At 38.5% G+C, this 25,352-nt stretch carries 25 protein-coding genes, 1 tRNA gene and 1 riboswitch; of the genes, 25 read left to right on the top strand and 1 reads right to left on the bottom strand.

Features of this window, described 5'->3' with window-relative positions; all coding sequences use genetic code 11:
- Window positions 1-80 precede the first annotated feature (80 nt).
- The 22 genes from C3945_RS01810 (at window position 81) to glnA (C3945_RS01705) (ending at window position 23,140) form a co-directional block, all read left to right on the top strand.
- Window positions 81-959, top strand: coding sequence for a CvfB family protein (locus C3945_RS01810; RefSeq protein ID WP_161877975.1), 879 nt, complete (start codon window positions 81-83; stop codon window positions 957-959).
- Window positions 960-1,068: 109 nt separating this feature from the next.
- On the top strand, window positions 1,069-1,539 hold the full coding sequence (fur, locus tag C3945_RS01805; protein ID WP_161877974.1) for a ferric iron uptake transcriptional regulator: 471 nt from the start codon (window positions 1,069-1,071) through the stop codon (window positions 1,537-1,539).
- 4 nt (window positions 1,540-1,543) lie between these two features.
- On the top strand, window positions 1,544-2,443 hold the full coding sequence (gene xerD, locus C3945_RS01800; RefSeq protein WP_161877973.1) for a site-specific tyrosine recombinase XerD: 900 nt from the start codon (window positions 1,544-1,546) through the stop codon (window positions 2,441-2,443).
- A gap of 122 nt (window positions 2,444-2,565) precedes the next feature.
- Window positions 2,566-3,741: a phosphopentomutase gene (gene deoB, locus C3945_RS01795; RefSeq protein ID WP_161877972.1), complete on the top strand. Its 1,176-nt coding sequence runs from the start codon at window positions 2,566-2,568 to the stop codon at window positions 3,739-3,741.
- A gap of 26 nt (window positions 3,742-3,767) precedes the next feature.
- Entirely contained in the window at window positions 3,768-4,589 is an 822-nt protein-coding gene (locus C3945_RS01790; protein ID WP_161877971.1) for a purine-nucleoside phosphorylase, read from the top strand.
- 232 nt (window positions 4,590-4,821) lie between these two features.
- Window positions 4,822-6,153 (top strand): diaminopimelate decarboxylase, encoded by a 1,332-nt coding sequence (lysA, locus tag C3945_RS01785; RefSeq protein ID WP_237585443.1) that lies wholly within the window; start codon window positions 4,822-4,824, stop codon window positions 6,151-6,153.
- 11 nt (window positions 6,154-6,164) lie between these two features.
- Window positions 6,165-6,551, top strand: a complete 387-nt coding sequence (locus tag C3945_RS01780) for an N-acetyltransferase (protein ID WP_161877970.1) — start codon at window positions 6,165-6,167, stop codon at window positions 6,549-6,551.
- A gap of 17 nt (window positions 6,552-6,568) precedes the next feature.
- Window positions 6,569-7,306, top strand: coding sequence for a segregation and condensation protein A (locus C3945_RS01775; RefSeq protein ID WP_161877969.1), 738 nt, complete (start codon window positions 6,569-6,571; stop codon window positions 7,304-7,306).
- A 30-nt stretch (window positions 7,307-7,336) separates the two neighbouring features.
- Complete coding sequence (gene scpB, locus C3945_RS01770) at window positions 7,337-7,891, top strand: SMC-Scp complex subunit ScpB (protein ID WP_161877968.1); 555 nt, start codon at window positions 7,337-7,339, stop codon at window positions 7,889-7,891.
- 82 nt (window positions 7,892-7,973) lie between these two features.
- Window positions 7,974-8,705, top strand: coding sequence for a pseudouridine synthase (locus tag C3945_RS01765; protein WP_161877967.1), 732 nt, complete (start codon window positions 7,974-7,976; stop codon window positions 8,703-8,705).
- 118 nt (window positions 8,706-8,823) lie between these two features.
- On the top strand, window positions 8,824-9,573 hold the full coding sequence (locus tag C3945_RS01760; RefSeq protein WP_337249265.1) for a response regulator transcription factor: 750 nt from the start codon (window positions 8,824-8,826) through the stop codon (window positions 9,571-9,573).
- Between the two features lie 5 nt (window positions 9,574-9,578).
- A complete protein-coding gene (locus C3945_RS01755; RefSeq protein WP_161877966.1) occupies window positions 9,579-11,387 on the top strand; it encodes a sensor histidine kinase in 1,809 nt (602 codons plus the stop codon).
- A 102-nt stretch (window positions 11,388-11,489) separates the two neighbouring features.
- Window positions 11,490-11,607: riboswitch (FMN riboswitch) on the top strand.
- Between the two features lie 164 nt (window positions 11,608-11,771).
- Window positions 11,772-12,389: an ECF transporter S component gene (locus C3945_RS01750; protein ID WP_161877965.1), complete on the top strand. Its 618-nt coding sequence runs from the start codon at window positions 11,772-11,774 to the stop codon at window positions 12,387-12,389.
- A 178-nt stretch (window positions 12,390-12,567) separates the two neighbouring features.
- Entirely contained in the window at window positions 12,568-13,626 is a 1,059-nt protein-coding gene (locus tag C3945_RS01745; RefSeq protein ID WP_161877964.1) for a helix-turn-helix domain-containing protein, read from the top strand.
- On the top strand, window positions 13,616-15,058 hold the full coding sequence (locus tag C3945_RS01740; RefSeq protein ID WP_161877963.1) for a RecQ family ATP-dependent DNA helicase: 1,443 nt from the start codon (window positions 13,616-13,618) through the stop codon (window positions 15,056-15,058). The genes C3945_RS01745 and C3945_RS01740 overlap by 11 nt, the downstream gene beginning before the upstream one ends.
- Before the next feature lie 65 nt (window positions 15,059-15,123).
- Entirely contained in the window at window positions 15,124-15,801 is a 678-nt protein-coding gene (locus C3945_RS01735) for a LysM peptidoglycan-binding domain-containing protein (RefSeq protein ID WP_161877962.1), read from the top strand.
- Window positions 15,802-15,841: 40 nt separating this feature from the next.
- The gene (cmk, locus tag C3945_RS01730; protein ID WP_442862157.1) at window positions 15,842-16,498 is read left to right on the top strand and encodes a (d)CMP kinase; all 657 of its coding nucleotides are present in this window, start codon (window positions 15,842-15,844) and stop codon (window positions 16,496-16,498) included.
- 103 nt (window positions 16,499-16,601) lie between these two features.
- On the top strand, window positions 16,602-18,086 hold the full coding sequence (rpsA, locus tag C3945_RS01725; RefSeq protein ID WP_237585442.1) for a 30S ribosomal protein S1: 1,485 nt from the start codon (window positions 16,602-16,604) through the stop codon (window positions 18,084-18,086).
- Window positions 18,087-18,215: 129 nt separating this feature from the next.
- A complete protein-coding gene (gene der, locus C3945_RS01720; protein ID WP_161877960.1) occupies window positions 18,216-19,529 on the top strand; it encodes a ribosome biogenesis GTPase Der in 1,314 nt (437 codons plus the stop codon).
- 241 nt (window positions 19,530-19,770) lie between these two features.
- Window positions 19,771-20,046, top strand: a complete 276-nt coding sequence (locus tag C3945_RS01715) for an HU family DNA-binding protein (RefSeq protein ID WP_161877959.1) — start codon at window positions 19,771-19,773, stop codon at window positions 20,044-20,046.
- A gap of 210 nt (window positions 20,047-20,256) precedes the next feature.
- Complete coding sequence (gene glnA / locus C3945_RS01710) at window positions 20,257-21,597, top strand: type I glutamate--ammonia ligase (RefSeq protein WP_161877958.1); 1,341 nt, start codon at window positions 20,257-20,259, stop codon at window positions 21,595-21,597.
- Window positions 21,598-21,790: 193 nt separating this feature from the next.
- Entirely contained in the window at window positions 21,791-23,140 is a 1,350-nt protein-coding gene (gene glnA, locus C3945_RS01705) for a type I glutamate--ammonia ligase (protein ID WP_442862156.1), read from the top strand.
- A 149-nt stretch (window positions 23,141-23,289) separates the two neighbouring features.
- Here the strand turns inward: glnA (C3945_RS01705) and C3945_RS01700 are convergent.
- A tRNA-Arg gene (locus tag C3945_RS01700) sits at window positions 23,290-23,363 on the bottom strand.
- Between the two features lie 143 nt (window positions 23,364-23,506).
- On the opposite strand from C3945_RS01700, the gene C3945_RS01695 reads away from it, so the two are divergent.
- The 3 genes from C3945_RS01695 (at window position 23,507) to C3945_RS01685 (ending at window position 25,323) form a co-directional block, all read left to right on the top strand.
- Window positions 23,507-23,950 (top strand): hypothetical protein, encoded by a 444-nt coding sequence (locus C3945_RS01695; RefSeq protein ID WP_161877956.1) that lies wholly within the window; start codon window positions 23,507-23,509, stop codon window positions 23,948-23,950.
- Window positions 23,951-24,129: 179 nt separating this feature from the next.
- Entirely contained in the window at window positions 24,130-24,711 is a 582-nt protein-coding gene (locus tag C3945_RS01690) for a CDP-alcohol phosphatidyltransferase family protein (protein WP_161877955.1), read from the top strand.
- A gap of 42 nt (window positions 24,712-24,753) precedes the next feature.
- On the top strand, window positions 24,754-25,323 hold the full coding sequence (locus C3945_RS01685; RefSeq protein ID WP_161877954.1) for an NADPH-dependent FMN reductase: 570 nt from the start codon (window positions 24,754-24,756) through the stop codon (window positions 25,321-25,323).
- Window positions 25,324-25,352: the final 29 nt, after the last annotated feature.

Here is a 25,352-nt window from a genome sequence, read left to right as displayed (position 1 = left end):
AAAGGTAGGATGGATATGTTCCTTCAACATCGAATCCTGGCCTTGTCTCATTTTTTTTATTTGTAAAGGAGATTGATTACATGAACACTGATTTAGCAACCGAACTAACAGCCATTGTAATAGACAAAAATAATAAAGAGACATTCGTGCAAAAAAATGGCCTAACTTACCGATTACTATCCGAAAAAGACTATGACATCGGAGAGGTCGTTACCGGCTTCACCTACAGCAATCAAGATGATCAGCTCGTTCTAACAACGACTATTCCAGATATTCGCCCAAATTATTTTGGATGGGGAGAAGTGGTTAAGGTTAACCGTCGCTTGGGCGTTTTTGTTAATGTGGGCTGGGAAGAAAAAGATGTCGTTGTCTCAATGGACGACCTTCCCGCAGAAGGAAGATTATGGCCAAAAGAAGGCGACAAACTCTATTTATCTATTACAGTCGATGACAAAGACCGAATATGGGGTCAACTTGCAGATGAGGAACAGTTTTTTGATCAGTACATTGAAGGTTCAAAAGACATGCACAATCAAAACGTAGCGGGTTACGCGTTTCAATTGAAGATGAGTGGAACATATGCGATGACAGACGATGGGTATATTCTATTTATTCACCCGAGCGAGCGTGAAGCCGAGCCGCGTTTAGGTCAAAGGGTAGAAGGTCGTGTGATTGGCGTTAGAGAAGACGGCGTGCTTTATGCGTCACTAAAACCTAGAGCACATGAAGTAATGGAAGAAGATGCGATGATGCTTTTAGAAATGCTTAAGAGATCAGAAGACAAACGCATTCCTTATCACAATAAATCAAATCCCGAAGACATAAAAAAACAGTTTGGGATTAGTAAAGCTCAATTTAAACGTGCAGTTGGTCGTCTTATGAAGCACGGCTTGGTTAATCAAGACGACGAGTACACACATTTAATTAAAGAGCCGGATGAAGATATGACGCTCGATTAAAGGTTGAGGAAAATGGGGGATTATTTTATAATGATTATAATCGAATGTGCTGACGTCATACGTTCTAATTATAGTCATTTTAATCTATCTCAGAATAAGGGAGCTCGTTATGAACAATCTAGATTCTTCATTTAAACTCGTCCGAAAAACATTACATGATGCTGGTTTTAAATTGACCCCTCAAAGAGAACTGACGGTAGAAGTTCTTCTGGAGAAAGAAAAAGATCATTTAAGTGCAGAAGAAATTTACATGCTGGTTAAAGCAAAAAATACCGGTATAGGTCTCGCAACCGTTTATCGGACACTTGAAATTTTAACAGAGCTTCAAGTAATCAATAAATTAACGTTTCAAGATGGCATTGCTCGTTATGATTTAAACTTAAATAACGAAAAGCATCAACACCATCATTTATTATGCATGAAGTGCGGTAAAATAGAAGAAGTAAAAAATGACATGTTGTTAGAGATTGAGCTAGAAATCGAAAGAGAATACCAGTTTATAGTAAAAGATCATCGCTTGACCTTCCACGGCTACTGTAAAGTGTGCTCAGTCAGTCAAGGAAAAGAAGCGAGGGAGTAAGATAATGTTAGACAGAAACCCACTTGATGAGTACCTTCTTTTTTTAATTATTGAAAAAGGCTTGGCTGAAAACACCGTCGATAGCTACAAAAGAGATATCGAACAATACCTTCTTTATTTAGAAAAAAATCAAATTAAAGAGTGGAAGGAGATAGATCGCTATCTCCTTCTCAATTATTTTAGCGATGAGAAAAAAGCAAAGAAATCGGATAATACCATTATCCGAATGTTTTCGAGCCTTAGGAAGTTTCATCAATTTTTAAAGCAGGAGAATATAACGGATGAAGATCCGATGTTATTTGTGAAAACACCTAAAAAAGCAGAGACGCTACCTAAAATTATTTCGATGGATCACATTGAGCGTTTAATTCAAACGCCAGACACGTCTAAACCTATCGGTGTCAGAGATCGAACGATTTTAGAAGTGCTGTATGCAACGGGTCTCAGAATCTCTGAATTGACGAGTTTAACTGTCGACGATATCCATTTATCCATGAAACTGATTCAAGTCGTTGGTAAAGGAAACAAAGAACGACTTATTCCCATAGGAGAACAGGCTGCAAAATGGTTGGATTATTATTTGACTACAACTAGACCCTTATTGATGAAGAAAGCAGTAAAAGAATCACCTATTATCTTTTTAAATGCAAGAGGCACGCCGTTAACTAGACAAGGTATCTGGAAAAACTTAAAGCAATTAGCTCAAACGGCAGGTATTTCCGGAAACATATCGCCTCATACGTTGAGACACTCCTTTGCTACGCATTTGCTGGAAAACGGTGCCGATTTGAGGGTGGTTCAAGAATTACTCGGGCATTCTGACGTGTCAACAACGCAAATTTATACGCACATCACAAAGCACCGGCTAAAAGACATTTATTCACATTACCACCCAAGAGCATAAGTCAGACCTTTCATGAGTAATAGATTAAATATTATTCATAAAGGTGTATAAAGGTTAACATGTCTTGCAATTTATCAAGAGCTGAATTATTCTAAAACTATGACAATTGAGGAGGAAACATTATGACATTTGAACGCGTGCATTTAGTTGTTTTAGATTCTGTTGGTATTGGTGAAGCACCTGATGCTAAAGAATTTAATGACGAAGGCTCACATACTCTTGGACATATTGCTGAACAAGCAGGTTTAAACGTGCCTTTTATGCAATCACTAGGTTTAGGAAATATTGCCCCGTTAAAAGGAATTGATCCTGTCGATACGAGCAAAGGCTTTTATACCAAGCTAGAAGAAAAATCTGTTGGGAAAGATACGATGACTGGACACTGGGAAATTATGGGACTTCATATAAAAACCCCATTCCGAGTATTTCCTAATGGTTTTCCAGAGGAATTAATTAAACAAATTGAGGACCAGACTGGTCGCAAAATTATTGGTAACAAACCAGCTTCTGGGACTGAAATACTTGACGAATACGGCAAACACCAAATGGAAACTGGTGATTTAATTGTCTATACATCCGCCGATCCCGTTTTACAAATTGCTGCTCATGAAGGAATTATTCCTTTAGAAGAATTATATGAGATTTGTGAATACGTGAGAGAAATTACGAAAGATGACCCTTATATGATTGGTCGAATTATCGCTCGTCCTTATATAGGAGAACCAGGGAACTTCACTCGTACAAGCAATCGTCATGATTATGCCCTTGATCCTTTTGGAGATACCGTTTTGGATTATCTAAAAGAAGGCGGAAAAGATGTTATTGCTGTTGGTAAGATTGATGATATTTTTAACGGAAAAGGGATAACAGAATCTGTTCGTACCACATCCAATATGGACGGAGTGGACAAGCTCTTAGACGTAATGGAAAAAGACTTCACTGGTTTAAGTTTCACTAACTTAGTAGATTTCGATGCACTGTACGGTCATAGACGTAATGTGGAAGGCTACAAGCAAGCATTGGAAGATTTTGATGCGCGTATGCCAGAACTAATGGAAGCGCTGAGAGAGAACGATTTACTCATCTTAACTGCGGATCATGGGAATGACCCAACACACCATGGAACCGATCACACACGTGAATATGTACCGTTAATGGCTTATTCTCCACGGTTTAATGGCGGAAAAGCTCTGCCACAAGGTTATTTTGCTGATATTAGTGCGACCATTGCTGATAATTTTAATGTAAGTGACACTGGCTTTGGAGAGAGTTTCTTAAAGAGTTTGACTGAAGAATAAGGAAGAAGATTAAAGGAGATAATAAAATGGATGAAAAGTATATTGAATCGGTTAACAAAGCCGCTTCATTTTTGAAAGAAAAAGGAATGGTTGATGCAGAAGTCGGTTTAATTCTAGGATCAGGCTTAGGTGACTTGGCTAATGAGGCACAAGAGGCTATTGCCGTTCCATATGAAGATATTCCTGAGTTCCCAGTCTCTACTGTCGAAGGACACGCTGGTCATTTGGTCTATGGCATGCTAGGCGGTAAGAAAGTCATCGCTATGCAAGGTCGTTTCCACTTTTACGAAGGCTATTCGTTACAAGAAGTCACGTTTCCTGTGCGAGTAATGAAAGCTTTAGGCGTTTCATCAGTGGTTGTAACGAACGCTGCTGGAGGAGTCAATGAAACCTTCAAACCGGGCGACTTAATGATTATTACCGATCACATCAACATGACTGGCGGCAACCCATTACTAGGTCCTAATGATGCCAATCAAGGCCCTCGCTTTACAGATATGAGTGTAGCCTATGATAAAGGCTATCAAGAATTGGTTGAAGACTCAGCTAAAGAGTTGGGTATTGATATCAAGCATGGTGTATACATGGGACTAACTGGTCCAACTTATGAAACGCCAGCCGAAGTCAGAATGGTCCGCACAATGGGTGGAGATGCCGTTGGTATGTCAACTGTTCCCGAAGTGATTGTGGCGAGACATGCTGATATGAAAGTAGCCGGCATCTCATGTATTACAAACTTTGCAGCAGGCATGCAAGAAAGCTTGAACCATGAAGAAGTCGTTGAAGTCACAACAAAAGTAAGAGAATCATTCAAGTCTCTTGTTAAGACAGCCATTTCAAAAATGTAATAAAGAGAAGTCGAGCGAAAGGTAAGTTACTTTCGCTCCCTTTTTCTATTTATGGCAGTCTTCAATTTGACACGCTTCTTTGTGCACCTGTCTATTGAATGTTTGGCTGTCAAAATCGCATTCTTTTCCATCTGAATTTGATTTTTGGTCTATTAAAATGTATGATAATCAGTGATGAATAGAAACTAACAGATTAAAATGAAAGAAAATCTAGAAAGAAATGTGGGACTCTATGACTAACCAATTTAAAAATAGACTAGTAGAGAATATGGCAGTAAATGCGGACAACCATCTTGAAATAAGTGGATTAGACGCAACAGAGTTAGCAAAAAACTATGGTACACCTTTATATGTGTATGATATTGCTTTAGTGAAAAACAAAATCAATACCTTCAAGGACGCGTTTCGCTCGTATGAGAAAGGGACTCAAGTCGCCTATGCCAGTAAAGCATTTTCGTCATTAGCTTTATATCAACTACTAGCTAAAGAAGATGTATCGCTTGACGTCGTATCCGGTGGCGAATTGCATTTAGCGATTCACGCTGGATTCCCATCGGAGCGTATCCATTTTCATGGAAACAACAAATCTTACCAAGAATTAAAAGAAGCGTTATCCTATAAAGTAGGGTGTATCGTTGTAGATAATTTCAGAGAAATCGAGATGATCAATGAATTGACCGAGGAACTCGATACAACAGTTGATGTGCTCATACGAGTGACACCGGGTATAGAAGCCCATACTCATGAATACATTACTACCGGTCAAGAAGATTCGAAATTTGGTTTCGATTTAGCTTCTAACCAAGTAGAAGAGGCCATCATCCGATTAAGTGACTTATCACGTCTCAATACTATTGGTCTACACGCTCATATCGGTTCTCAAATATTTGAAGTAACCGGCTATGAAGCAGTTATCAAGAAATTGATGGCCAGTTCGAAAGACTGGGCTAATCGCTTTGATTTCGACTTGTCTGTATTAAACGTTGGCGGTGGGTTTGGTATCCGCTATACGGATAAGGATGAACCAAGACCTTTGAAAGACTATGCCAACGCTATAATGGGTGCCGTTCGTGAACAAGCAAAAGAAAATGATTTGCCTTTGCCGGAGATCTGGATTGAACCGGGTAGAAGTATTGTCGGTGAGGCTGGTACATCACTTTATTCCATTGGCACAAACAAAACAATCCCTTCTGTACGAAAATACGTCACTGTGGATGGTGGGATGGCTGATAATATTAGACCAGCTCTTTATCAAGCAGAATACACCGGGGTATTGGCTAACAAAGTAGAAGCAGATCAGTCAGAAACGGTTTCTATTGCAGGGAAAGCCTGTGAAAGTGGTGACATGTTGATATGGGATCTGTCTTTGCCTGAAACAACGACAGGAGACCTCTTGGCCGTATTTAGTACCGGAGCTTACGGGTATTCAATGGCAAGCAATTACAATCGTCTGCCACGCCCAGCTGTGGTTTTTGTCGAGAATGGAAAAGACTTTTTAGCTATACGAAGAGAAACCTATGCAGATTTTCTTCGATTAGAAAACAGCATAGATAACGGACTTTAGGAGGTCTTTAGATGTTGGTTAGATCTAAAGCAGACTACCATAAAATTACAATGGGACTGCTATCTTACGTGCCAGATTTAAAAGACACCCATCGTTTAACAAACGAAATGGATTGGTACAATCAAGAAGAAAACAGACAACTTTATTTATGGAAGAGTGACGAAACGGGAGATATGGCTGGAGTCGTGGGTATTGAAGTAGATGAAGAACTGATTCTACTGAGACACATTGCCATTAATCCATCTTACCGAGAAGAAGGGATGGCTTTTGATATATTATCTGCTTTATCCGAAAAGTTTTCGCCGAGAAAAGTTGTCGGAACCCTTAAAACGTCTTCTTTAATAAGTAAATGGCAGAAACAGTCAGAAGATAGTGATCATGAACGTGAGACTGAATAAGAAAAAGAGGAAGACAGATGAACGACAAATGGAACGTCAGCCTGGATGTCTTTGAAGGGCCATTAGATTTACTCCTTCATCTGATAAACAAGTTAGAGATAGATATTTACGATATTCCAATTAAAGAAATTACTGAACAGTATTTGGATTATATACGCGCCATGCAACTGTTGAAGCTCGATGTAGCAGGGGAATATTTAGTTATGGCTGCCACTTTGATGTCTATCAAAAGCCAGCTACTCCTTCCGAGAAATGAGTCATGGGAAGAAGAGAGCGAAGTATTTGATGTGAACGAGGATTCTTTAGAACGCCTTCAAGAACGGTTGCTTGATTATCGCAAAATAAAATACACATCTACGAAGCTGAGTGAGAGTAGAGAAGAAAGAGAAGTCTACTATTCCAGAAACCAAGCCGATCTAACTCAATACCAACAGTCCATCCCTCTTAAGGAAGGGGAGTTAGATATTCGTCATCTACTCGATGCGTTTAGTGACATGATGAAACGAAAAGAGTGGCTAGAACCGACTCCTACTACGGTAGATATGGAAGAAGTAACGGTTACTCAAAAAATAAACTGGTTAAAAGAGACGATTTTCAACTCAAATCGAACCGTTCTATTTAGCCATTTAGTTAATCGACCATCAAAAAAAGATGTGGTCTTAACTTTCTTAGCTGTACTTGAATTAATAAAAGAAAATAAACTATCCATCAAACAAAGTGAAAGCTTTGGTGAAATTGAGCTGAAGGCATTATGATGGAAAGCCGAAAGGGTTGTCAGACACTTAATGAATGAATTAGCAGTATATGAGGCTTTGTTATTTGTAGCAGGTGAAGAAGGCATCTCTTTGAAAGAGCTGGCACAACTGACCAAGTCCACTTCAGATCATGCAAAGCGTTGCCTGGAGCGACTTGAACAACATTACTTGCACACACCAGAGAGTGGACTGACACTTATAGAGACGGCAGAGACTTACCGTTTAGTAACGAAAAGGGAATACGCTTCAATTATTCAACAATACGCTCATTTACCTTTGAGTAATAAACTCAGTAAAGCGTCTGTTGAAACATTAGCAGTTATTGCCTATAAACAACCTATTACACGAATGGAAATAGAAGAGCTAAGAGGTGTTCAATTAGCATCAAGCCTTCAAAAGTTAAAATTAAGAAATTTAATACAGGAAATCGGACGACTAGACGCTCCCGGAAGACCCGTTTTATATGGCACAACCGATTATTTTCTTGATTATTTTGGACTAAATGATTTAACTGAATTACCTGAACTGGAAGCAGAGGAAGAGTTTGTAAATGAACGTTTATTTAAGGATTCCTTTGACTACTAAAGATTGGCACACATGTCCTAAATAAAAGAGTGTGTTAAACTTAAAGGCCGGTGTTGTAAAATGAAAAGGGGAAGACATATAAATGGAACGTTTACAAAAATTAATGGCTCATGCTGGGGTTGCCTCGCGTAGAGGGTCAGAAAAATTAATAAAAGAAGGCAGAGTAAAAGTTAACGGTGAAGTCGTTACCGAAATGGGACTCATTGTTAAAAAAAATGATACCATTGAAGTGGACAATGTGCCGATAACTCAAGAACAAAAGTTGTATTTTTTATTTAATAAACCAAGAGGAGTCATCACGAGCGCCTCTGATCATAAAGGTAGAAAGACAGTCGTCGATTATTTCTCATCTATTGAACAACGTATCTATCCGGTCGGTCGTTTAGATTATGATACAACAGGTGTGTTAATCATGACGAATGATGGTGAGCTGACCAATCAATTAACACACCCTAAATTTGGTATTGAAAAGACTTACGTCGCTAAAGTGACAGGTTTAGTGCATAAGTCGTCGATTGCTAAACTTGAAAAAGGTTTATTTATTGATAATTACAAAACAAGACCAGCAAAAGCAAGAATTATCGAAATCAATAAGGCGAAAAATACAAGCTTAATTGAATTAACGATACATGAAGGGAAAAATCACCAAGTTAAAAAAATGCTTCAAGCGATTGGTCACCCGGTTGAGAAATTAAACCGTAGCCACTATGGTTTCTTGACTACAGAAGGCTTACAGTCTGGGGAGTGGCGTGAATTAAAACCATTTGAAGTCAATAAATTAAAACAGTTAGCTCATGAGGAAAGTAACGATTAGCAAAGAATAAGAGAAATTGTTGGAAGAAACACCTTTCTTTAGTTATAATAAAAAAGAGATAAGGAATAGATGGTATGTACTGCAGTGATGCGAGTAAATCTTAGAGGAGTGTCTAAAATTGATCGGAGAGACTAATCAAGAAGACAAGAAGAGATTATTAGTAGTAGATGACGAAGATAGAATCAGACGTTTGCTTAGAATGTATTTAGAAAAAGCGGACTATAGTATTGATGAAGCTGAAAACGGAAGAATTGCGTTAGATCTTGCATTGGAAAATGAATACGATTTAATCCTTTTGGATGTGATGATGCCTGAAATGGATGGTATTCAAGTAGCTGAAGAATTACGAAAAGAAAAAGAAACGCCGATTATGATGTTAACTGCTAAAGGTGAAGAGCTAAATCGTATTCAAGGATTTGAAGTTGGCGCGGATGATTACATCGTTAAGCCATTTAGTCCAAGAGAAATCGTATTAAGAGTAGCTGCCATTATCAAACGGACAAAGAGCAGCGCAGGTTCAAAAGCTGGAAGTGGCGATGTATCTGACACATTGAAACTGCCTCACTTGGAAATCGACAATGACTCTAGACGCGTGACTGCTGATGGGAAAACAGTCAATTTAACACCTAAAGAATATGACTTACTGCACTATCTAATGTCCTCACCTGATCAAATTTTTGGTCGTGAACAATTACTAAGAGAAGTTTGGAAATATGAATTTTTCGGTGATTTAAGAACGGTTGATACACATGTGAAGCGTCTCAGAGAAAAATTGAAAAAAGAATCTGAAGTTGCTGCCAAAATGATAGAAACCGTTTGGGGCCTTGGGTATAAGTTGAACTCATATCCTCACGAAGAAGAGGAGTAACACCGATGAAATTAAATGCCATAGCTATTAGGATATGGGTGATTACGTTCGTCCTTACTTTATTTTCCTTTTTATTTACTAGTGTGTTTTACGGATTATTTTTTGCTGAACAAGTAAAGGAAAATTATATGGATGATTTTGAAGAAATCATATTAAATGTGGAACGCTTAGTAGTTGCGGATCCACATTTTTTATTGGAAAACCTATCCTTAATAAATAGTATCCATTCAAAAGTTGATTTTGGCGTCTTATTAAATGATGAATTCGATCCGAATCATGATGAATGGCTATTGTCATTTTCAGATGAGGTCCGGGCAACCATTCAAAATAAACCAGGTGTACTGGAAAATATTCAACGAAACGAACGAACGAGAATTCGCTCCGATCGACATAGGGAATACCGAAAAAATATCCCTCATGTCTTTCATGTTCAACCATTAACCATTGATGATGAACCAGCTTTATTTTATTCCTATGCGGACTTATCTTTTTTAGTTACATTGGAAAGACGCATGACATCTGTATTGATTGGCATTATTATCGCTGAAGTCTTTGTTGCTCTATTTTATTATATTTATTTGAAAAAGACTATTTCCGAGCCTATTAATGCCATGACAAATATTGCCTTTGATTTTGCTAGGGATGATTTTAGTCAACAGTTACCCGTTTCCGGGCGAGATGACTTAGCTGAACTGGCCATGGCTATGAATAAAATGGGTCATTCACTTGAAACAAACCGTACGGTCGTTAGACAAGAAAAAGAATTACTGTCTCATATTATGAACAATATCGAGACGGGTATTTTATATTATGACTCGGATCGCACCTTGCTATTATCCAATCCAGTGGGGGATTTATTTTTAACGAAGTATCAAGTTGATAAAACAACCCATTCCAACCATAGCGACTTTGTCGATTTAGGACTAAAATTAGATGAAGCAATAACCAATAAACGCACGACTGAATTCACTGTGGAGCTTGAAGAAACTTATTATGAAGTGACCATTCTTCCTTTAATCGGTGATAACGCCAGTGAGTTGCGAGGCATGCTGGTCTCTACAAAGGACCTGACTAAAGAATACCGATTGGACCGAATGAGAGTTGATTTCATTAATAACATTTCTCACGAATTAAGAACGCCTTTAGTCATGGTTCAAGGATACAGTGAGGCCATTTTAGATGATGTGGCTGAAAGTGTTGAAGAGAAAAAAGAAATGGCTCAAATCATTCGAGATGAATCCCAGCGTATGAACCGAATGGTTAATGAAATGCTCGATTTATCCAGAATGGAAGCCGGCTTTATTGAACTTCAAAAGACGGAAGTTAATTTAAATATTTACTTGAGAAACCTGTTATTCCGATTTGATAATTTGGCTAATGAAGCAGGGGTATCTCTCCAGTTGGAAGTACCCAACGAACCCGTTCACTTAGTTATGGATAAAGACAAAATGGATCAGGTATTCGTTAACTTAATTAATAATGCCATCAGACACACCAGTCTAACGGATAAAGATGATAAAGTGGTTACTCTCCAATTGCTTAAAGAAGATTCATTAGGCGAAGTCGTCATGATTGTTAAAGATACAGGGACCGGCATACCGGAAGAAGATTTGCCTTACATCTTTGACCGTTTCTTCAAAGCTGATAAATCCAGAAACAATAACGTCTTTAATGCGAAAGGGACGGGCATAGGTTTATCATTGGTTTCAAATATTGTAGAGGCACATGATGGTTATATAGAAGTCGAATCTGACTTAGGTGAAGGAGCGTCCTTTATTATTCACATACCTGTTCAACAGTCGCTTATAGGATAAATAAAATAGGCTTCTTAAAGGTTGAAGGAAAAATAACAAAGACTACTTGACAACTGTCTCATATTCGATATAATTAGTATTGAAATAAAAATTAAATAAATGATTCATCTTCAGGGGCAGGGTGCAAATCCCGACCGGTGGTAAAGTCCACGAGCGAGTAAAATTGCTGAACTGGTGTAATTCCAGTACCGACAGTATAGTCTGGATAAAGAAGATGGAGCTTTTTGACTGAACCTAATTCTGTCTTTATGCTCTATTTGTGTCCTGAAATGACGATACAAATAGAGTTTTTTATTTGGTCTTCATTTCGGGAAAAGGCAAAAAGTAGAGTGGTTTAGCGAAGTTCACCCTATAGTAGGATGAATCCTTTTAGGAGGATTTATTATGACAAACAACAAAACCAAGAAGCTAGTAGGTATCGCGATACTTGCTTCACTCGCGTGGATTATCTCCATGCTTTCTTTCCCAATACTGCCAGGCACACCCTTTTTAAAAGTGGATTTCAGTGACTTAGCTGTGTTGTTTGGGATGTATGTATTTGGACCAGGAGCTGGTATAGCCATTGCCTTTATTCGGTCGCTCTTGTCTTATGCATCAACGGGGGGCGAAATGGGCTTCCCAATCGGAGATACGGCAGCATTTATTGCCACGTTATCGTTTACGCTTCCCCTTTATTACTTGTTAATAAAGAGAGGTACATCTCACAGAAATAAACTGTTATCAGTAGGGATTGCCAGCGTGTCGTTGACTATAGTGATGTCTCTTGTTAATTGGCTCTTTATTGCACCAGCATATATGGCCGTTATGGGCTTCAGTGTAGGACCTATGGTGACGTACATCATCTATGCTTTGCTTCCCTTTAATATGATTAAAGGTGTATTGGTCGGCACAGTCTTTTATATTGCTTTTGTTAAAATCAGACCAATGCTTGATCGGACAAAAAACAAAGGCCGTCAAAAAAAGAAGACGAACCTAGCTTTAAATAAATCAGTAGATAATTAATAATAGTGTAAATAAGCCAGTCTCAAAAGATAGACGTTACCGTCGTGTCTATGTGACTGGCTTTTTTGATTCGTTAAGTAGACTTGTTGAAAAGTGTTTAAAATTTCTTTAATCAGTCGAGGGCACTTTCATGTAGAATGAGCGTTAGAGTTAAATTGTTAGAGATGGGGTTGAAACGTTGACAACCAAGCTTGCAGAACACTATATTATTAGTTTGTTTTCGAGAGATAAAAAACTTACCGCTAAGCAATTAGAACTGATAGGTGTTGGACGACGCACACCTTCCATACTGTATACGATAGAGCGAAAGCAATTATTTTCATTATACGGTTTGTTTCCAAAATGGAACGAAAAGATGTGGATGCGCATCATCAACGACTTTACAAAAAGAAAGTGGCTAATAGTAGACAATGGTGAAGCTTTTCTTTCTGAAGAAGGAGAAAGACAAAAAACAGCTTTCATCATGCCAGATAGATCACTTCCAGATATCAAGTCCATTGAATACGCTAAAACAAGATCCGTCTTTTGGGAACGATTCGTCTTTATCAGTCAAATTCTGTCTGAATTTAGCTATAACAACAATCAGTATCTCCCGCATCTCCCGTCAGCTGAGGACCAAAGGCAAACGAAACTATGGATAAAACAGCAAGGTTTACCAATGAAGGAATTGACCAGACAGTGGGCTGAGGAAATCGCTTCTTATTTAGAGAGTCTACCAGTATCGTATGCCAATATGTTGGTCGACCAGTTAATGGGTAATGAAGAAAACGGACTGACTAGACGGCAATTACTCGAGAAGTTTGCGATGACCGAGAGTGATTACAAAGTCTTAATGACTCATTTACTCGAATCGTTTAGACTTTATTCCCTTAACCATGATTTAGCTTTAATTCAGAACTTGTGGTCATCAATACACGTCCAAGAGAGTAAGGGATTAAATAAAAGTGCGTATGAGACGCTTCATTTAATAGAAATGGGCCATACCATTGATGAGATTGCACGATTGCGTCACTTAAAAGAAAATACAATCATCGAACACCTTTTGGAAATTGTATTAGTGACTCACTGGCCAGGTTATAAGGCGTTTATTCCTGATGATGCTTATGCCATGATTCATCATTGTTTTGAAGATAAGCCAGATCTAACCTATGGAGAGTTTAAATTGGATCACCCAGACATTCCTTTTTTCTGGTTCCGATTAATTGAGATTGAGAGGATAAGAGCACATGCATACTAAGTTAAGCGAACAAGTTCATACTCTTCTTAAAGAAAAATACGGTTTTTCTCACTTTAGGCCAGGACAAAAAGAAGCTGTATTCGCTGCATTAGATGGATTAAATACGCTAATTATGTTACCGACAGGCACGGGTAAATCCCTTTGCTACCAAGTCCCTTCTTATTTCTTTGCAGGACAAACCTTAATTGTTTCTCCCTTGCTATCCTTGATGGAAGATCAAGTTGAAAAAATGAAACGGGATGGAGAAAAATCGGTTGTTGCGCTAAACAGTTTTATGACTAGCCAAGAAAAGTCGTATACATTATCCAGGTTGAACACCTATAAATTTATTTTCATCTCTCCTGAAATGATGCAGCAAGAGTTTGTATTGGCAAAATTAAAACAACTCACCATCTCATTATTTGTTGTAGATGAAGCTCACTGTATATCGCAATGGGGAATGGATTTTAGACCAGACTATTTACAGTTAGGGGAATTACGCAAATCATTAAACAACCCACTAACCATGGCTTTGACTGCAACGGCTGTCAAACAAGTAAGAGAGGAAATTATAGCCAATTTGGGAATAGGGGAGCATATTCAAGAAATTATTTATTCGGTCAATCGTCCGTCTATTCAGTTAAGGGTTCAAGAATGTGCTAGGAATAAAGACGATTTGCTATTACAAGCTGTCAATGAGTTTAAGGGACCAGGTATCATTTACTTCTCAAGTAAAAAAACAGCTGACCGAGTGGCTCAACTGCTTAGGGAAAACACACCTTTTAGAGCGGAGAGTTACCATAGCGATTTAGAAGCATTAGATAAGCGCATTATTCAATCCCAATTCATCACTAACCAGATACAAGTGATCTGTGCAACAAGCGCCTTTGGTATGGGTATAGACAAACCGGATATTCGGTTTGTGATTCATTACCATCTTCCTTCCAATCCCGAAATGTACCTTCAGGAAATCGGACGTTGCAGTCGAGATAAAAAAGGAGGAGTCGCTTTGCTTTTGTATGAAAAAGGTGACGAAAATCTCCAACGGCGACTACAAGAAGGGTCATTGCCTACTGAAAATGAGATTCACTATGCCTATACTTACCCCAATCGGTTGACTCATTTAAAAGATGATCCAAAGGTAGGGATGCTCACTTATTTTATTAATCAGAAGGTGTCTGAATCACAAGCTCTCCATATTATAGAAGACAGAAGAGAGCATAAAAGAGAGCAGTTAGATGTAATGGTCTCCTATGCTTTAAGAGAAGCATGCAAACGACGCATTTTATTGAGTTATTTTGATGAAGATGTGACTCAATCAACAAAAGAGTGTTGCTCTCATTGTAACAAGGAGCTGACATTACCTTACATTCCAAAAGAGTATGTGGAGAATGTGAACGTTAGTCACGAAAAGGACTTTCAAATCAAGGTAAAAAACCTATTTAATTTATAAAGTGAGGATATATACATGCTTATATATGCTATAATAATATCGAATTAACTGAAAGGAGTTTTTTTATGGGAAAAAAAGAAAGAGAGTCTATGGAAGAGCTGTGGTCTAAACGTTTTGATGAAGAAGTCGATCACTCTCAAGACGAACCCATGTCCAGGAGGGCTAAAAGAGAACGTGAGCAAAGTATATCTCCTGTCTTAACTGTATTTTTAATATTTTTAGTCTTACTTATTATTTTACCGATATCTGCTTATGCATGGTATACTAATCGATCAGGAACATCTGAAGAGCCATCTGGTCCGTCCGTTGAACAGGTTGTTCAACGTGAAGAGGAACCAGAAGAAGATGATTTAGAGGAACCAGAAGAAACAGCTGCTGATTCAACGGATGTTGTTGACGAATCAGAAACCGTTGACTTACCAGAAGATACAGAAACGAATACAAGTAACGAATCTGTGGAAAACACGACACCTCCTTTGCAACCTGCGCAAACCAATCAAACAGGAAGTGAAGACAACGGAACAAGTGGAGAACCCTCTGCAACTGAACCCCCATCAACTCCTGAAATGACAGAGAGTGAGACCGTTACAGAAACAGCTGGGGCAGAACACTATGTTGTAAAAGCCGGTGATAACATGTACCGAATTGCTTTAAACCACGGCATGACCACTGAGGAATTAATGACATTAAATAACCTCACAGAGGAAACAGTCTTTATAGGGCAACAATTAAGAGTGAAATAAAAATGCTAACGAAAGTGTGAAATGAATGGGAAACGAAACAATGACAATTGCAATAGATGGACCGGCGTCATCTGGAAAGAGCACGGTTGCTAAAAAGATTGCTAAAGAGTTAGGTTTAATTTATGTTGACACAGGAGCGATGTACCGTGCATTAACTTATGCCGCTTTAAAAAATAATGTTAATATTAAAAATGAAACCGAGCTGGTTAACCTGTTATCTGGTTTAGTTATAACATTTGAGTGGAAAAAAGACGGTCAGAGAGTTTTTTTAAACGATACGGAAGTGACAGATGAGATTCGCGAGAATAATGTGACCAATACCGTTTCCATCGTGTCTGCTCATAAACTGGTCCGTGAAGAAATGGTTAGACGCCAACAAAAAATGGCTGAAAACAATGGTGTCGTTATGGATGGACGAGATATTGGAACGGTTGTCCTTCCAAAATCAGACTTGAAAGTATTCTTAGTGGCTAGCGTTAAAGAGCGTGCTGAAAGACGACACAAAGAAAACAAGACAAGAGGCGTGCAAAGTGATTTGGAGCAATTAAAAAAAGACATTGCTGATCGGGATTACAAGGATTCTACCCGTGAGACATCTCCTTTAAAGCAAGCAGAGGACGCTATTAGAATCGATACAACGAAGTTATCTATTGAAGAAGTCGTCAATGAAATAAAAAAACTGATTAAAACTATCTAAATTAGACCTTATACATGGATTTGAATTGGTTTTACTGGAAATCCATTTTTATATTCGGTACAATGAAAGAAGTAGGAATTATTGGTTTGGGAGGCATACAAAGATGACAGAAAAAGAGAATAGAAACGAAGAAGTAGTTAACGAAGAAACAACTGACGAAACAGTATCGACATCCGAAGACGTTTCTTCTGATGAAGTAACAGATAAAGAAGCTATTGAACTTGCCAATGAACAAGTTCAAGTGAATTCTACTGGCAATACAAATCCAGAAGATGTTTTGGCTGAGAATGAGAATGCTCAAGTACAACCGGCAGTTGGTTCTAACGAATCAACCTCGGAGTCTATGTCTGACGTGATGAGTGGAGTAGAAGACATTACACCAGGCGACCTTGTACAAGGTGAAGTTCTAGCAATTGACGGAGAAAAGCAAGTCATTGTTGGGCTATCTGGAGGACAAGAAGGCATTATTCCTCCGAGAGAATTAGCAAATGAGCGTTTTGATCACCCATCAGATATCGTAACAGTCGGTGACGTGATTGATTTGGTCGTATTAAGAGATGTAAAAGATAAAGAGCAAGGTAGTTTTGTTCTATCCAAAAAACGCGTTGACCAACGCAAAGTATGGGAAGAATTACACGAAAAATATCAAAACAATGAAACAGTTGAAGCGCCAGTTACTCGTGCTGTAAAAGGCGGATTAACCGTTGATTTAGGAGTGAGAGGGTTTGTACCTGCTTCTCAAATCGACACATCCTTTGTGAGTGATTTGACTCAATTTGAAGGAAACACTTACACCTTCAAAATTATTGAGATTGATCCTCATGAGCGTCAGTTAATTCTATCTAGAAAAGTATTGCTTGAAAAAGAACAGGCTGCTGAGAAAGAAGAAGCGCTAAATAATCTTGAAGAAGGATCCGTTGTAGAAGGTGAAGTTGTTCGCCTAACTAACTTCGGTGCCTTTGTAGATGTCGGTGGAGTAGACGGATTAGTTCATATTTCTGAGATTGCGCACGAGCGAATCGATCATCCAAAAGACAAATTGTCTAGAGGAGATAAAGTGAACGTTAAAGTTCTGAAAGTAGACAAAGAGCAAGAACGTGTCTCTTTATCTATTAAAGCTATTTTACCAGGACCTTGGGAAAACGTCGCAGACGAATTACCTGCTGGTACTGTGACTAAAGGAACAGTTAAACGTGTCACTGATTTCGGTGCATTTGTTGAAGTGAAACCAGGTGTAGAAGGCTTAGTACACATCTCTGAAATGGCTCATAAACATGTGGAAACCCCTCATGAAGTGGTCGCTAAAGATGAAGAGATTGAAGTGAAAGTACTAAGTGTTAACCCTTCTGAAGAACGTATCTCTCTAAGTATTAAAGCTTTATCAGACGATACGTCAAGTGAGTCATCATCCGTTTCTTCTAATGATGCACCAAAAGACGTTAAGGTTAGAGAACAACGTCCAACACCATCCAAGCCAGCACTTCGTGAGGAAGATGATGGAGCCTTTACTTTAGGCGATCAAATTGGTGATCAGTTGTCAGGATTTTTAGCTGAGTCAGATGATTCAGACGACTCTGATAATAAGTAATAAAAGACTGTAACCCGTAAAAAGAGTAATCGGTATATTTACCGCACCCAATCGGTTCGGGCTTAGGCCCGGATTGGTTGGGTGTCACTATTTTAAATTGACAAAAAAATTGGAAAGAAGGTGTTGCTATTGGCAAAACCTACTGTAGCGATAGTTGGAAGACCGAACGTTGGGAAATCAACTATCTTTAACCGTGTTGTCGGTGATCGTATTTCGATTGTAGAAGATACATCAGGAGTAACGAGAGACCGAATTTATGCAGATGCTGAGTGGTTGGGAAGAGAGTTTGCACTGATTGATACGGGTGGAATCACCATGGAAGATGAGCCCCTTAACGTGCAGATTAGAGAACAGGCACAAATAGCTATTGAAGAAGCTGATGTGATTATCATGATGACTAGCGCTAAAGAAGGCTTAACAGCCGAAGATGAACAAGTGGCTCCTATCCTTTATCGTTCAGGCAAGCCTGTTATTTTAGCTGTAAACAAAGCTGATAACCCAGAAATTCGTGCTGAAATCTATGAATTCTATTCCTTAGGCTTAGGAACACCGTATCCTATTTCAGGATCTCACGGACTCGGTTTAGGTGATTTATTGGATGAAGTGATCAAACACTTCCCTGAAGATACAGAAGAAGAGTACGATGAATCAACCATTAAATTTAGTATCATTGGACGTCCAAACGTTGGAAAAAGCAGTATGGTGAATGCAATCGTTGGTGAAGAACGTGTCATCGTTTCAGATATTGCGGGGACCACTCGTGAAGCAGTCGATACTCGCTTTGAAACCGCTGATGGTCGGGATTTTGTCGTTATTGACACGGCTGGTATGCGTAAAAAAGGTAAAGTGTACGAGGATACAGAGAAATACAGTGTCTTAAGAGCTCTGCGTGCCATTGAACGTTCTGATGTAGTCTTGTGTGTCATTAACGCAGAAGAAGGCATTAGAGAACAAGATAAGCGTGTATTTGGCTATGCTCATGAAGCCGGAAAAGGAATTATTATTGTTGTCAACAAATGGGACACCATTGAAAAAGAAACCAATACGATGAAAGAATTCGAACAGGACATTAGGGAAGAATTTCAATATTTAAGCTATGCCCCTATCGTATTCGTATCAGCACTAACTAAAAAACGTCTGCATGCCTTACCGGATAAAATTAACGAGGTGTTTATGAACCAACACTTAAGAATTCAGTCATCTATTCTTAATGATACGGTAATGGACGCGGTTGCTATGAATCCGACACCTACTGATAAAGGAAGACGTTTAAAGATTTACTACACGACTCAGGTCGCTGTAGCACCACCAACCTTTATCATTTTTGTAAATGATCCGGAATTGCTGCATTTTTCTTATGCACGATTCTTGGAAAATAGATTCAGAGCAACTTTCAACTTTGAAGGCACACCGATAAGAATCATTGCTAGACAAAGAAAGTGACAAAGAGACACAATGTGTTTGCTTTAATGGGTAGATTCATTAGTTTTTCCTTATCCGACTAAGAGTTTTAGAGAATACCATTGCAGTATCAACGATTCTATGGTATCTTTTAAAATGAAATGTCAGAACAGACTATTTCACCCAGTACATTTTAATTCAAATTAAAATGTAGATAGATCGCAAGTTAATGATAAAACTATTGACATGCATCGATCTTCTTTTGAGGAGGTGAAAGATAAAGATGGCAAATAAAGCAGAATTAATCGAAAAAGTAGCAGCTTCAGCTGAACTTACTAAAAAGGATGCAACTGCAGCAGTAGAGGCAGTTTTTGAAACAATTAAGGAAACTCTTGCTGACGGAGAGAAAGTACAAATCATTGGCTTTGGTAACTTCGAAGTACGTGATCGTGCAGCTCGTAAAGGACGTAACCCTCAAACTGGGGAAGAAATCCAAATTCCAGCAAGCAAAGTACCTGCATTCAAAGCTGGTAAAGCATTAAAAGACGCAGTAAAATAATTAGTACCTATTTATATGATTAGTGTCTTATAGAAAACCCATTTACACTTGTCCTTGATTAGTCAAGGAGAGTGTCAAATGGGCTTTTTTTTTGCTTCAGTAACTCGCATAACTTATATGCCATAAGGCTTCTTAATTGACTTTTTTTGCTTATCACGTAAGCTATTAAGTGAAAGAATTTTATGATAAGAAAGGGATGTTGGGATAAATATGACTTCACAGACCAGAGAAGCCATTTTAAAAGAAGCGAAGGAGGAAAATGTACGATTTTTACGCTTGATGTTTACGGATATCGATGGGGTTATAAAAAATGTTGAGGTACCGATTAGTCAGCTTGAAAAGGTTATGGACAATGAGATGGCATTTGACGGCTCGTCGATTGATGGCTTTGTAGAAATTGATGAAAGTGATATGAAGTTGCATCCGGATTTAGATACATGGTTAATCTTCCCGTGGGAACTTAATGGCGACAATGGAAAAATCGCTCGTTTTATCTGTGACGTGTATATACCTGAGGGGGAACCTTTCCAAGGCGATCCTAGAAGTAACTTAAAACGTGTTTTAAAAGAAATGGAAGCTCATGGCTTTACAGAGTTTAATCTTGGACCAGAGCCTGAGTTTTTCCTGTTCAAACTAGATGAAAACGGAAGACCAAGTCATACGCTGAATGACCAGGGAGGCTATTTTGACTTGGCACCAACAGAGCTAGCAGAAAACTGTCGAAGAGACATTGTATTGGAACTGGAACACCTTGGGTTTGATATTGAAGCCAGTCACCATGAAAATGCACCTGGGCAACATGAAATTGACTGGAAATATGCTAGTGCAGTAGAAGCTTGTGATAATATTCAGACCTTTAAATTAATTGTTAAAACAGTAGCGAGAAAGCACGGTCTTCATGCAACATTTATGCCAAAACCATTCGAGGGAATTAGTGGTTCAGGCATGCACTTCAATATGTCTTTATTTAACGAAGAGGGCAACGTCTTTTTCGATCCTAAAAGTGAAGACGGCCTAAGTACAGTGGCTTACCAATTTATTGCTGGCTTATTGAATCACGCCAAAGCCTACACAGCCATTTGTAACCCGATTGTCAATTCCTACAAACGATTGACGCCAGGTTTTGAAGCGCCAGTTTACGTTGCCTGGTCAGGGACAAACAGAAGCCCTCTCGTGCGTGTGCCGTCTTCTAGGGGGAATTCCACCCGCGTAGAGTTGCGTAGCGTAGACCCTACTGCAAATCCTTATTTAGCCCTAGCAGTTTTGTTGAAGGCGGGCTTAGATGGGATTGAGAAAGCAAAGACCGCTCCAAGTCCAATTAACCAGAACATTTATGACATGAGTCAAATGGAACGGATGGAAAATAATATTGGCACATTGCCGAAAAGCTTAAAAGAAGCCATAGATCAATTAAAAGAAAATGAAACCATGATTGACGCTTTAGGTCAACATATCTTCGATCGATTTATCGCTGCAAAAGAAACCGACTGGGCAAACTATGCTATGTCAGTTTCACAGTGGGAGACCGACCGTTATTTCGAACTTTACTAAACAGTTAGTCATCAACTAGTGAAAAAATCATCTTTATGTCATCAGACATGAGGATGATTTTTTTATTTTTCATAAAACAAAAATTAGTTAAAACTTTTTATTGCATCAGAAAAAATAAAGTGGTATTATTCAAAAGTAATTTAGAAATAAGCTTTTAATCACTATAAATCAAAAGTGGTATAGACAGGAGAAGATGAGAATGAACAGAATAACTAGCCAATCTATAATTGAAGAGGTAAAGGTGAAAAACGTCAAGTTCTTGCGTTTAATGTTTACCGACGTTATGGGTATAGTGAAAAATGTGGAAGTCCCGATCAGTCAGTTGGAAAAAGTACTGGATGGGAAAATGATGTTTGACGGCTCATCAATAGAAGGTTTTGTGCGTATTACAGAATCAGATATGTACTTAAAACCAGATTTAAATACGTGGTTAGTTTTTCCATGGGAAATCAATTCTTCTAGAAAAGGTAAAATCGCAAGACTGATTTGCGATATAGCCAATCCGGATGGCACCCCATTTGCCGGAGACCCAAGAACGAATTTGAAACGCGTCTTAAAAGAAGCAGAAGAGATGGGATTCTCTGCATTTAATTTGGGAACAGAACCAGAATTCTTTTTATTTAAACTAGACGAAAACGATGATATTACGAGTAAGTTAAATGATAATGGTGGCTATTTTGACTTAGCCCCGACCGATTTAGCAGAAAATTGCAGAAGAGACATTGTTTTAGAGTTAGAAGATTTGGGCTTTGAAATCGAAGCGAGCCACCATGAAGTGGCCCCAGGACAGCATGAAATTGATTGGAAGTACGCCAACGTCGTGGAGGCGTGTGACAACATTCAGACCTTTAAATTGGTAGTGAAGACAGTTGCCAGAAAGCACGGTTTACATGCTTCATTTATGGCTAAGCCGCTCTTTGGAATAAATGGTTCGGGAATGCACTGTAATATGTCTTTATTTAAAGAAGAAGAGAATGCCTTTTATGATGAACACGATGCCTTGCAATTAAGCCAAACAGCTTACCGCTTTATGGCTGGTTTACTGCATCATGCTCCAGCTTTTACTGCGGTGACAAATCCAACAGTCAATTCCTACAAACGCTTGGTTCCTGGATATGAAGCCCCTGTATATATCGCCTGGTCTTGTAGCAATAGAACCCCAATGATACGTATACCAGCTTCAAGAGGACTCTCTACACGTTTAGAAGTCAGATCCGTTGACCCGATGACCAATCCCTATTTAGCCTTGGCAGTTATGCTAAAAGCCGGTTTAGACGGCATTAAGAATGAATGGATGCCACCGAAAGAAACCAACGATAATATTTATGAAATGGACAAAAATGGCTTAGAAACAGCTGGTATCAATTCCTTACCAACTAGCCTACACAGCGCAATTAAACGATTAAACGAAAGTGACACGATAAAAGAAGCCATGGGCGACCACATTTACAGAAACTTCGTTAAAGCGAAAAGTTGCGAATGGGATAATTACAAAGCAGCCGTCAGCCAATGGGAAATAGATCAATACATGCACGTTTATTAATCTAAACTCAGCAATAATTGAATGGATTATAGACTATTAAATAATACGTAGCGTAAGAAAGACTGGAATACAGTTAATATTTAATGATTATTTTAGGCACAAAAAAGGACCAAACATCTTGACGACGTTTGGTCCTTTTTATTGTATGACGTTCTGGGAGGGATTCGAACCCCCGACCGTTCGCTTAGAAGGCGAATGCTCTATCCTGCTGAGCTACCAGAACATTTCAGCAACAGAATTTATTATATAAGCTTTTGAAAGGAAAGTCAATGATAAAATGAAAAATACTTTAAAGGCTTATATTGGTTAGTTTTTAAGGACTTTGATAAAATACAGATAAGAACGTAACTATGAGGAGGAAGAGTCATGAAATTTATCAGTGCCTTTCAACGTGTCGATATCTTGGCTGCTGAAATAGAGGATTTAATTCAAGAAGATCATTTATCCCCAAATGATTTTAAAGTGTTATGTTTAGATGAGCGACGAGATGACATTGAATCAATGGTGAGCGTACCAGTCGAAACAGTCAGCGAGGACGAGTTAGATAATGATTTTCTTATTGATAAATACGGTGTAGAGGATAGTTCCTTAACTACTTATATTAATTTGATTCGCAGTGGGGGCTATATTTTAATTGGTGAAGAGTCTATTGAAGACGGAGACAAAGACCAAAAGTTAGAAAATACGGCTAATCAAAATGAGTGGCACGCTCCAGGCTTTGGAGTGAACCTTAGAGAACCAAAAAGTGACGAAACGAACCATGAAGACAATTTTAACCCTGACAACCCTAACCCCCAAACAGATTTATAGTCAAGCATAAAGAGCCGGGTCTTTTAAGAAAATAAAAGTATTCGGCTCTTTTTTTTTCTTAAATTGCTATTAAATCCATATTTAAGTATACTTATTGTATAATCTTGAAAAAGGTAACTGTATATAGCTTCAGGATTAATCCGAGTGACTATCCTGTAGCTATTGAAAGGTTGAGTTTCATGAATAAAAAAGACTGGTACTCCATCCCAAATATTTTATCTTACATTCGCTTAATGATGGTACCTTTTTTTATCTACTACTATATAACTGCTGAAGATAGAAATGACTTTTATATAGCGACCGGCATTTTAGTAGCATCAGGTGTGACCGATGCTTTAGATGGTTATATAGCCAGACGGTTTGACCAGAAGACAAAATTAGGAACCCTTTTAGATCCAGTTGCTGATAAATTGACGCAATTGGCTGTCGTCGCAGTATTGATGATTAGATGGCCTATATTTATATTCTTATTCTTACTGTTTATTGTAAAGGAAGGATTCATGCTTGTTGAAAATATACGTTTATACAAAAGAGGAGCAACCATTGATGGTGCAGAGTGGTATGGGAAAATAGCGACCATTATTTTTTACCTCACCATGTTTGTAGCCGTTATTATGCCCAATCTGTCCAGAACAGCACTTTACAGTATTGTTGCAGTGGCAAGCGTGTTTCAATTGCTTTCTTTTGTCAGCTATTCAAAGCTGTTTAAACGAGCTCACGAGTCTCTAGACAATCAACAAGATGAAAAAGTGGAAATGTGATATAATAAAGGATGTAATGAAATATCAATAGGAGGATGTACAATGAAGATAGGAATTGTTACGGGTACAATTAGAGAAAACCGCGTCAATTTGGATGTTGCCAAATGGGTGCTAGAAGTTGCCAATGAATTTGGCGGCGCTGAGTACGAACTAATTGATATCAAAGATTACGATTTACCGATGTTTGCTGAACCTGCTTCTCCTGCATATACAGATGATTTGGTGGAAAAAGAAAAACAAAAACCATGGGCGGATAAGGTACGCAGCATGGACGGCTATGTATTTGTGACACCTGAGTACAATCATGGTATGTCGAGTGCACTGAAAAATGCACTAGATTTTATATATTCCGAGTTAAATGATAAAGCTGCGGGTATTGTTAGTTACGGTTCTGCTGGTGGAGTAAGAGCTGCTGAACAGTTGCGTACAGTATTATCTGAATTCCAAGTCGCTCACGTAAGAACAAACCCAGCCCTCTCCATTTTCTTTGACTTTAAAGATGGTCAATTAAATCCGATACCAAATAACAAAGAGGCAGTAGAAACCATGCTGGGTCAGTTGTTACCTTGGACGGAAGCAATGATGGGTGTACGTGAAAAGAAACAACAATAATAAGAAAGACAAGTAACTAAGGGACTTCT

Source organism: Alkalibacterium sp. MB6, from assembly GCF_009935905.1.
Classification (GTDB): Bacteria; Bacillota; Bacilli; order Lactobacillales; family Carnobacteriaceae_A; genus Alkalibacterium.
Note: the sequence above shows the minus strand (reverse complement) of the source record. Positions and strands in the feature narration are given on the sequence as shown.

Excerpts from the sequence above, each read along its gene's own strand:
- C3945_RS01810 (WP_161877975.1), top strand. The coding sequence starts at position 81 with ATGAACACTGATTTAGCAACCGAACTAACAGCCATTGTAATAGACAAA.
- fur (WP_161877974.1), top strand. The coding sequence starts at position 1,069 with ATGAACAATCTAGATTCTTCATTTAAACTCGTCCGAAAAACATTACAT.
- xerD (WP_161877973.1), top strand. The coding sequence starts at position 1,544 with ATGTTAGACAGAAACCCACTTGATGAGTACCTTCTTTTTTTAATTATT.
- deoB (WP_161877972.1), top strand. The coding sequence starts at position 2,566 with ATGACATTTGAACGCGTGCATTTAGTTGTTTTAGATTCTGTTGGTATT.
- C3945_RS01790 (WP_161877971.1), top strand. The coding sequence starts at position 3,768 with ATGGATGAAAAGTATATTGAATCGGTTAACAAAGCCGCTTCATTTTTG.
- lysA (WP_237585443.1), top strand. The coding sequence starts at position 4,822 with ATGACTAACCAATTTAAAAATAGACTAGTAGAGAATATGGCAGTAAAT.
- C3945_RS01780 (WP_161877970.1), top strand. The coding sequence starts at position 6,165 with ATGTTGGTTAGATCTAAAGCAGACTACCATAAAATTACAATGGGACTG.
- C3945_RS01775 (WP_161877969.1), top strand. The coding sequence starts at position 6,569 with ATGAACGACAAATGGAACGTCAGCCTGGATGTCTTTGAAGGGCCATTA.
- scpB (WP_161877968.1), top strand. The coding sequence starts at position 7,337 with ATGAATGAATTAGCAGTATATGAGGCTTTGTTATTTGTAGCAGGTGAA.
- C3945_RS01765 (WP_161877967.1), top strand. The coding sequence starts at position 7,974 with ATGGAACGTTTACAAAAATTAATGGCTCATGCTGGGGTTGCCTCGCGT.
- C3945_RS01755 (WP_161877966.1), top strand. The coding sequence starts at position 9,579 with ATGAAATTAAATGCCATAGCTATTAGGATATGGGTGATTACGTTCGTC.
- C3945_RS01750 (WP_161877965.1), top strand. The coding sequence starts at position 11,772 with ATGACAAACAACAAAACCAAGAAGCTAGTAGGTATCGCGATACTTGCT.
- C3945_RS01740 (WP_161877963.1), top strand. The coding sequence starts at position 13,616 with ATGCATACTAAGTTAAGCGAACAAGTTCATACTCTTCTTAAAGAAAAA.
- C3945_RS01735 (WP_161877962.1), top strand. The coding sequence starts at position 15,124 with ATGGGAAAAAAAGAAAGAGAGTCTATGGAAGAGCTGTGGTCTAAACGT.
- cmk (WP_442862157.1), top strand. The coding sequence starts at position 15,842 with ATGACAATTGCAATAGATGGACCGGCGTCATCTGGAAAGAGCACGGTT.
- rpsA (WP_237585442.1), top strand. The coding sequence starts at position 16,602 with ATGACAGAAAAAGAGAATAGAAACGAAGAAGTAGTTAACGAAGAAACA.
- C3945_RS01715 (WP_161877959.1), top strand. The coding sequence starts at position 19,771 with ATGGCAAATAAAGCAGAATTAATCGAAAAAGTAGCAGCTTCAGCTGAA.
- glnA (WP_161877958.1), top strand. The coding sequence starts at position 20,257 with ATGACTTCACAGACCAGAGAAGCCATTTTAAAAGAAGCGAAGGAGGAA.
- glnA (WP_442862156.1), top strand. The coding sequence starts at position 21,791 with ATGAGAATGAACAGAATAACTAGCCAATCTATAATTGAAGAGGTAAAG.
- C3945_RS01695 (WP_161877956.1), top strand. The coding sequence starts at position 23,507 with ATGAAATTTATCAGTGCCTTTCAACGTGTCGATATCTTGGCTGCTGAA.
- C3945_RS01690 (WP_161877955.1), top strand. The coding sequence starts at position 24,130 with ATGAATAAAAAAGACTGGTACTCCATCCCAAATATTTTATCTTACATT.
- C3945_RS01685 (WP_161877954.1), top strand. The coding sequence starts at position 24,754 with ATGAAGATAGGAATTGTTACGGGTACAATTAGAGAAAACCGCGTCAAT.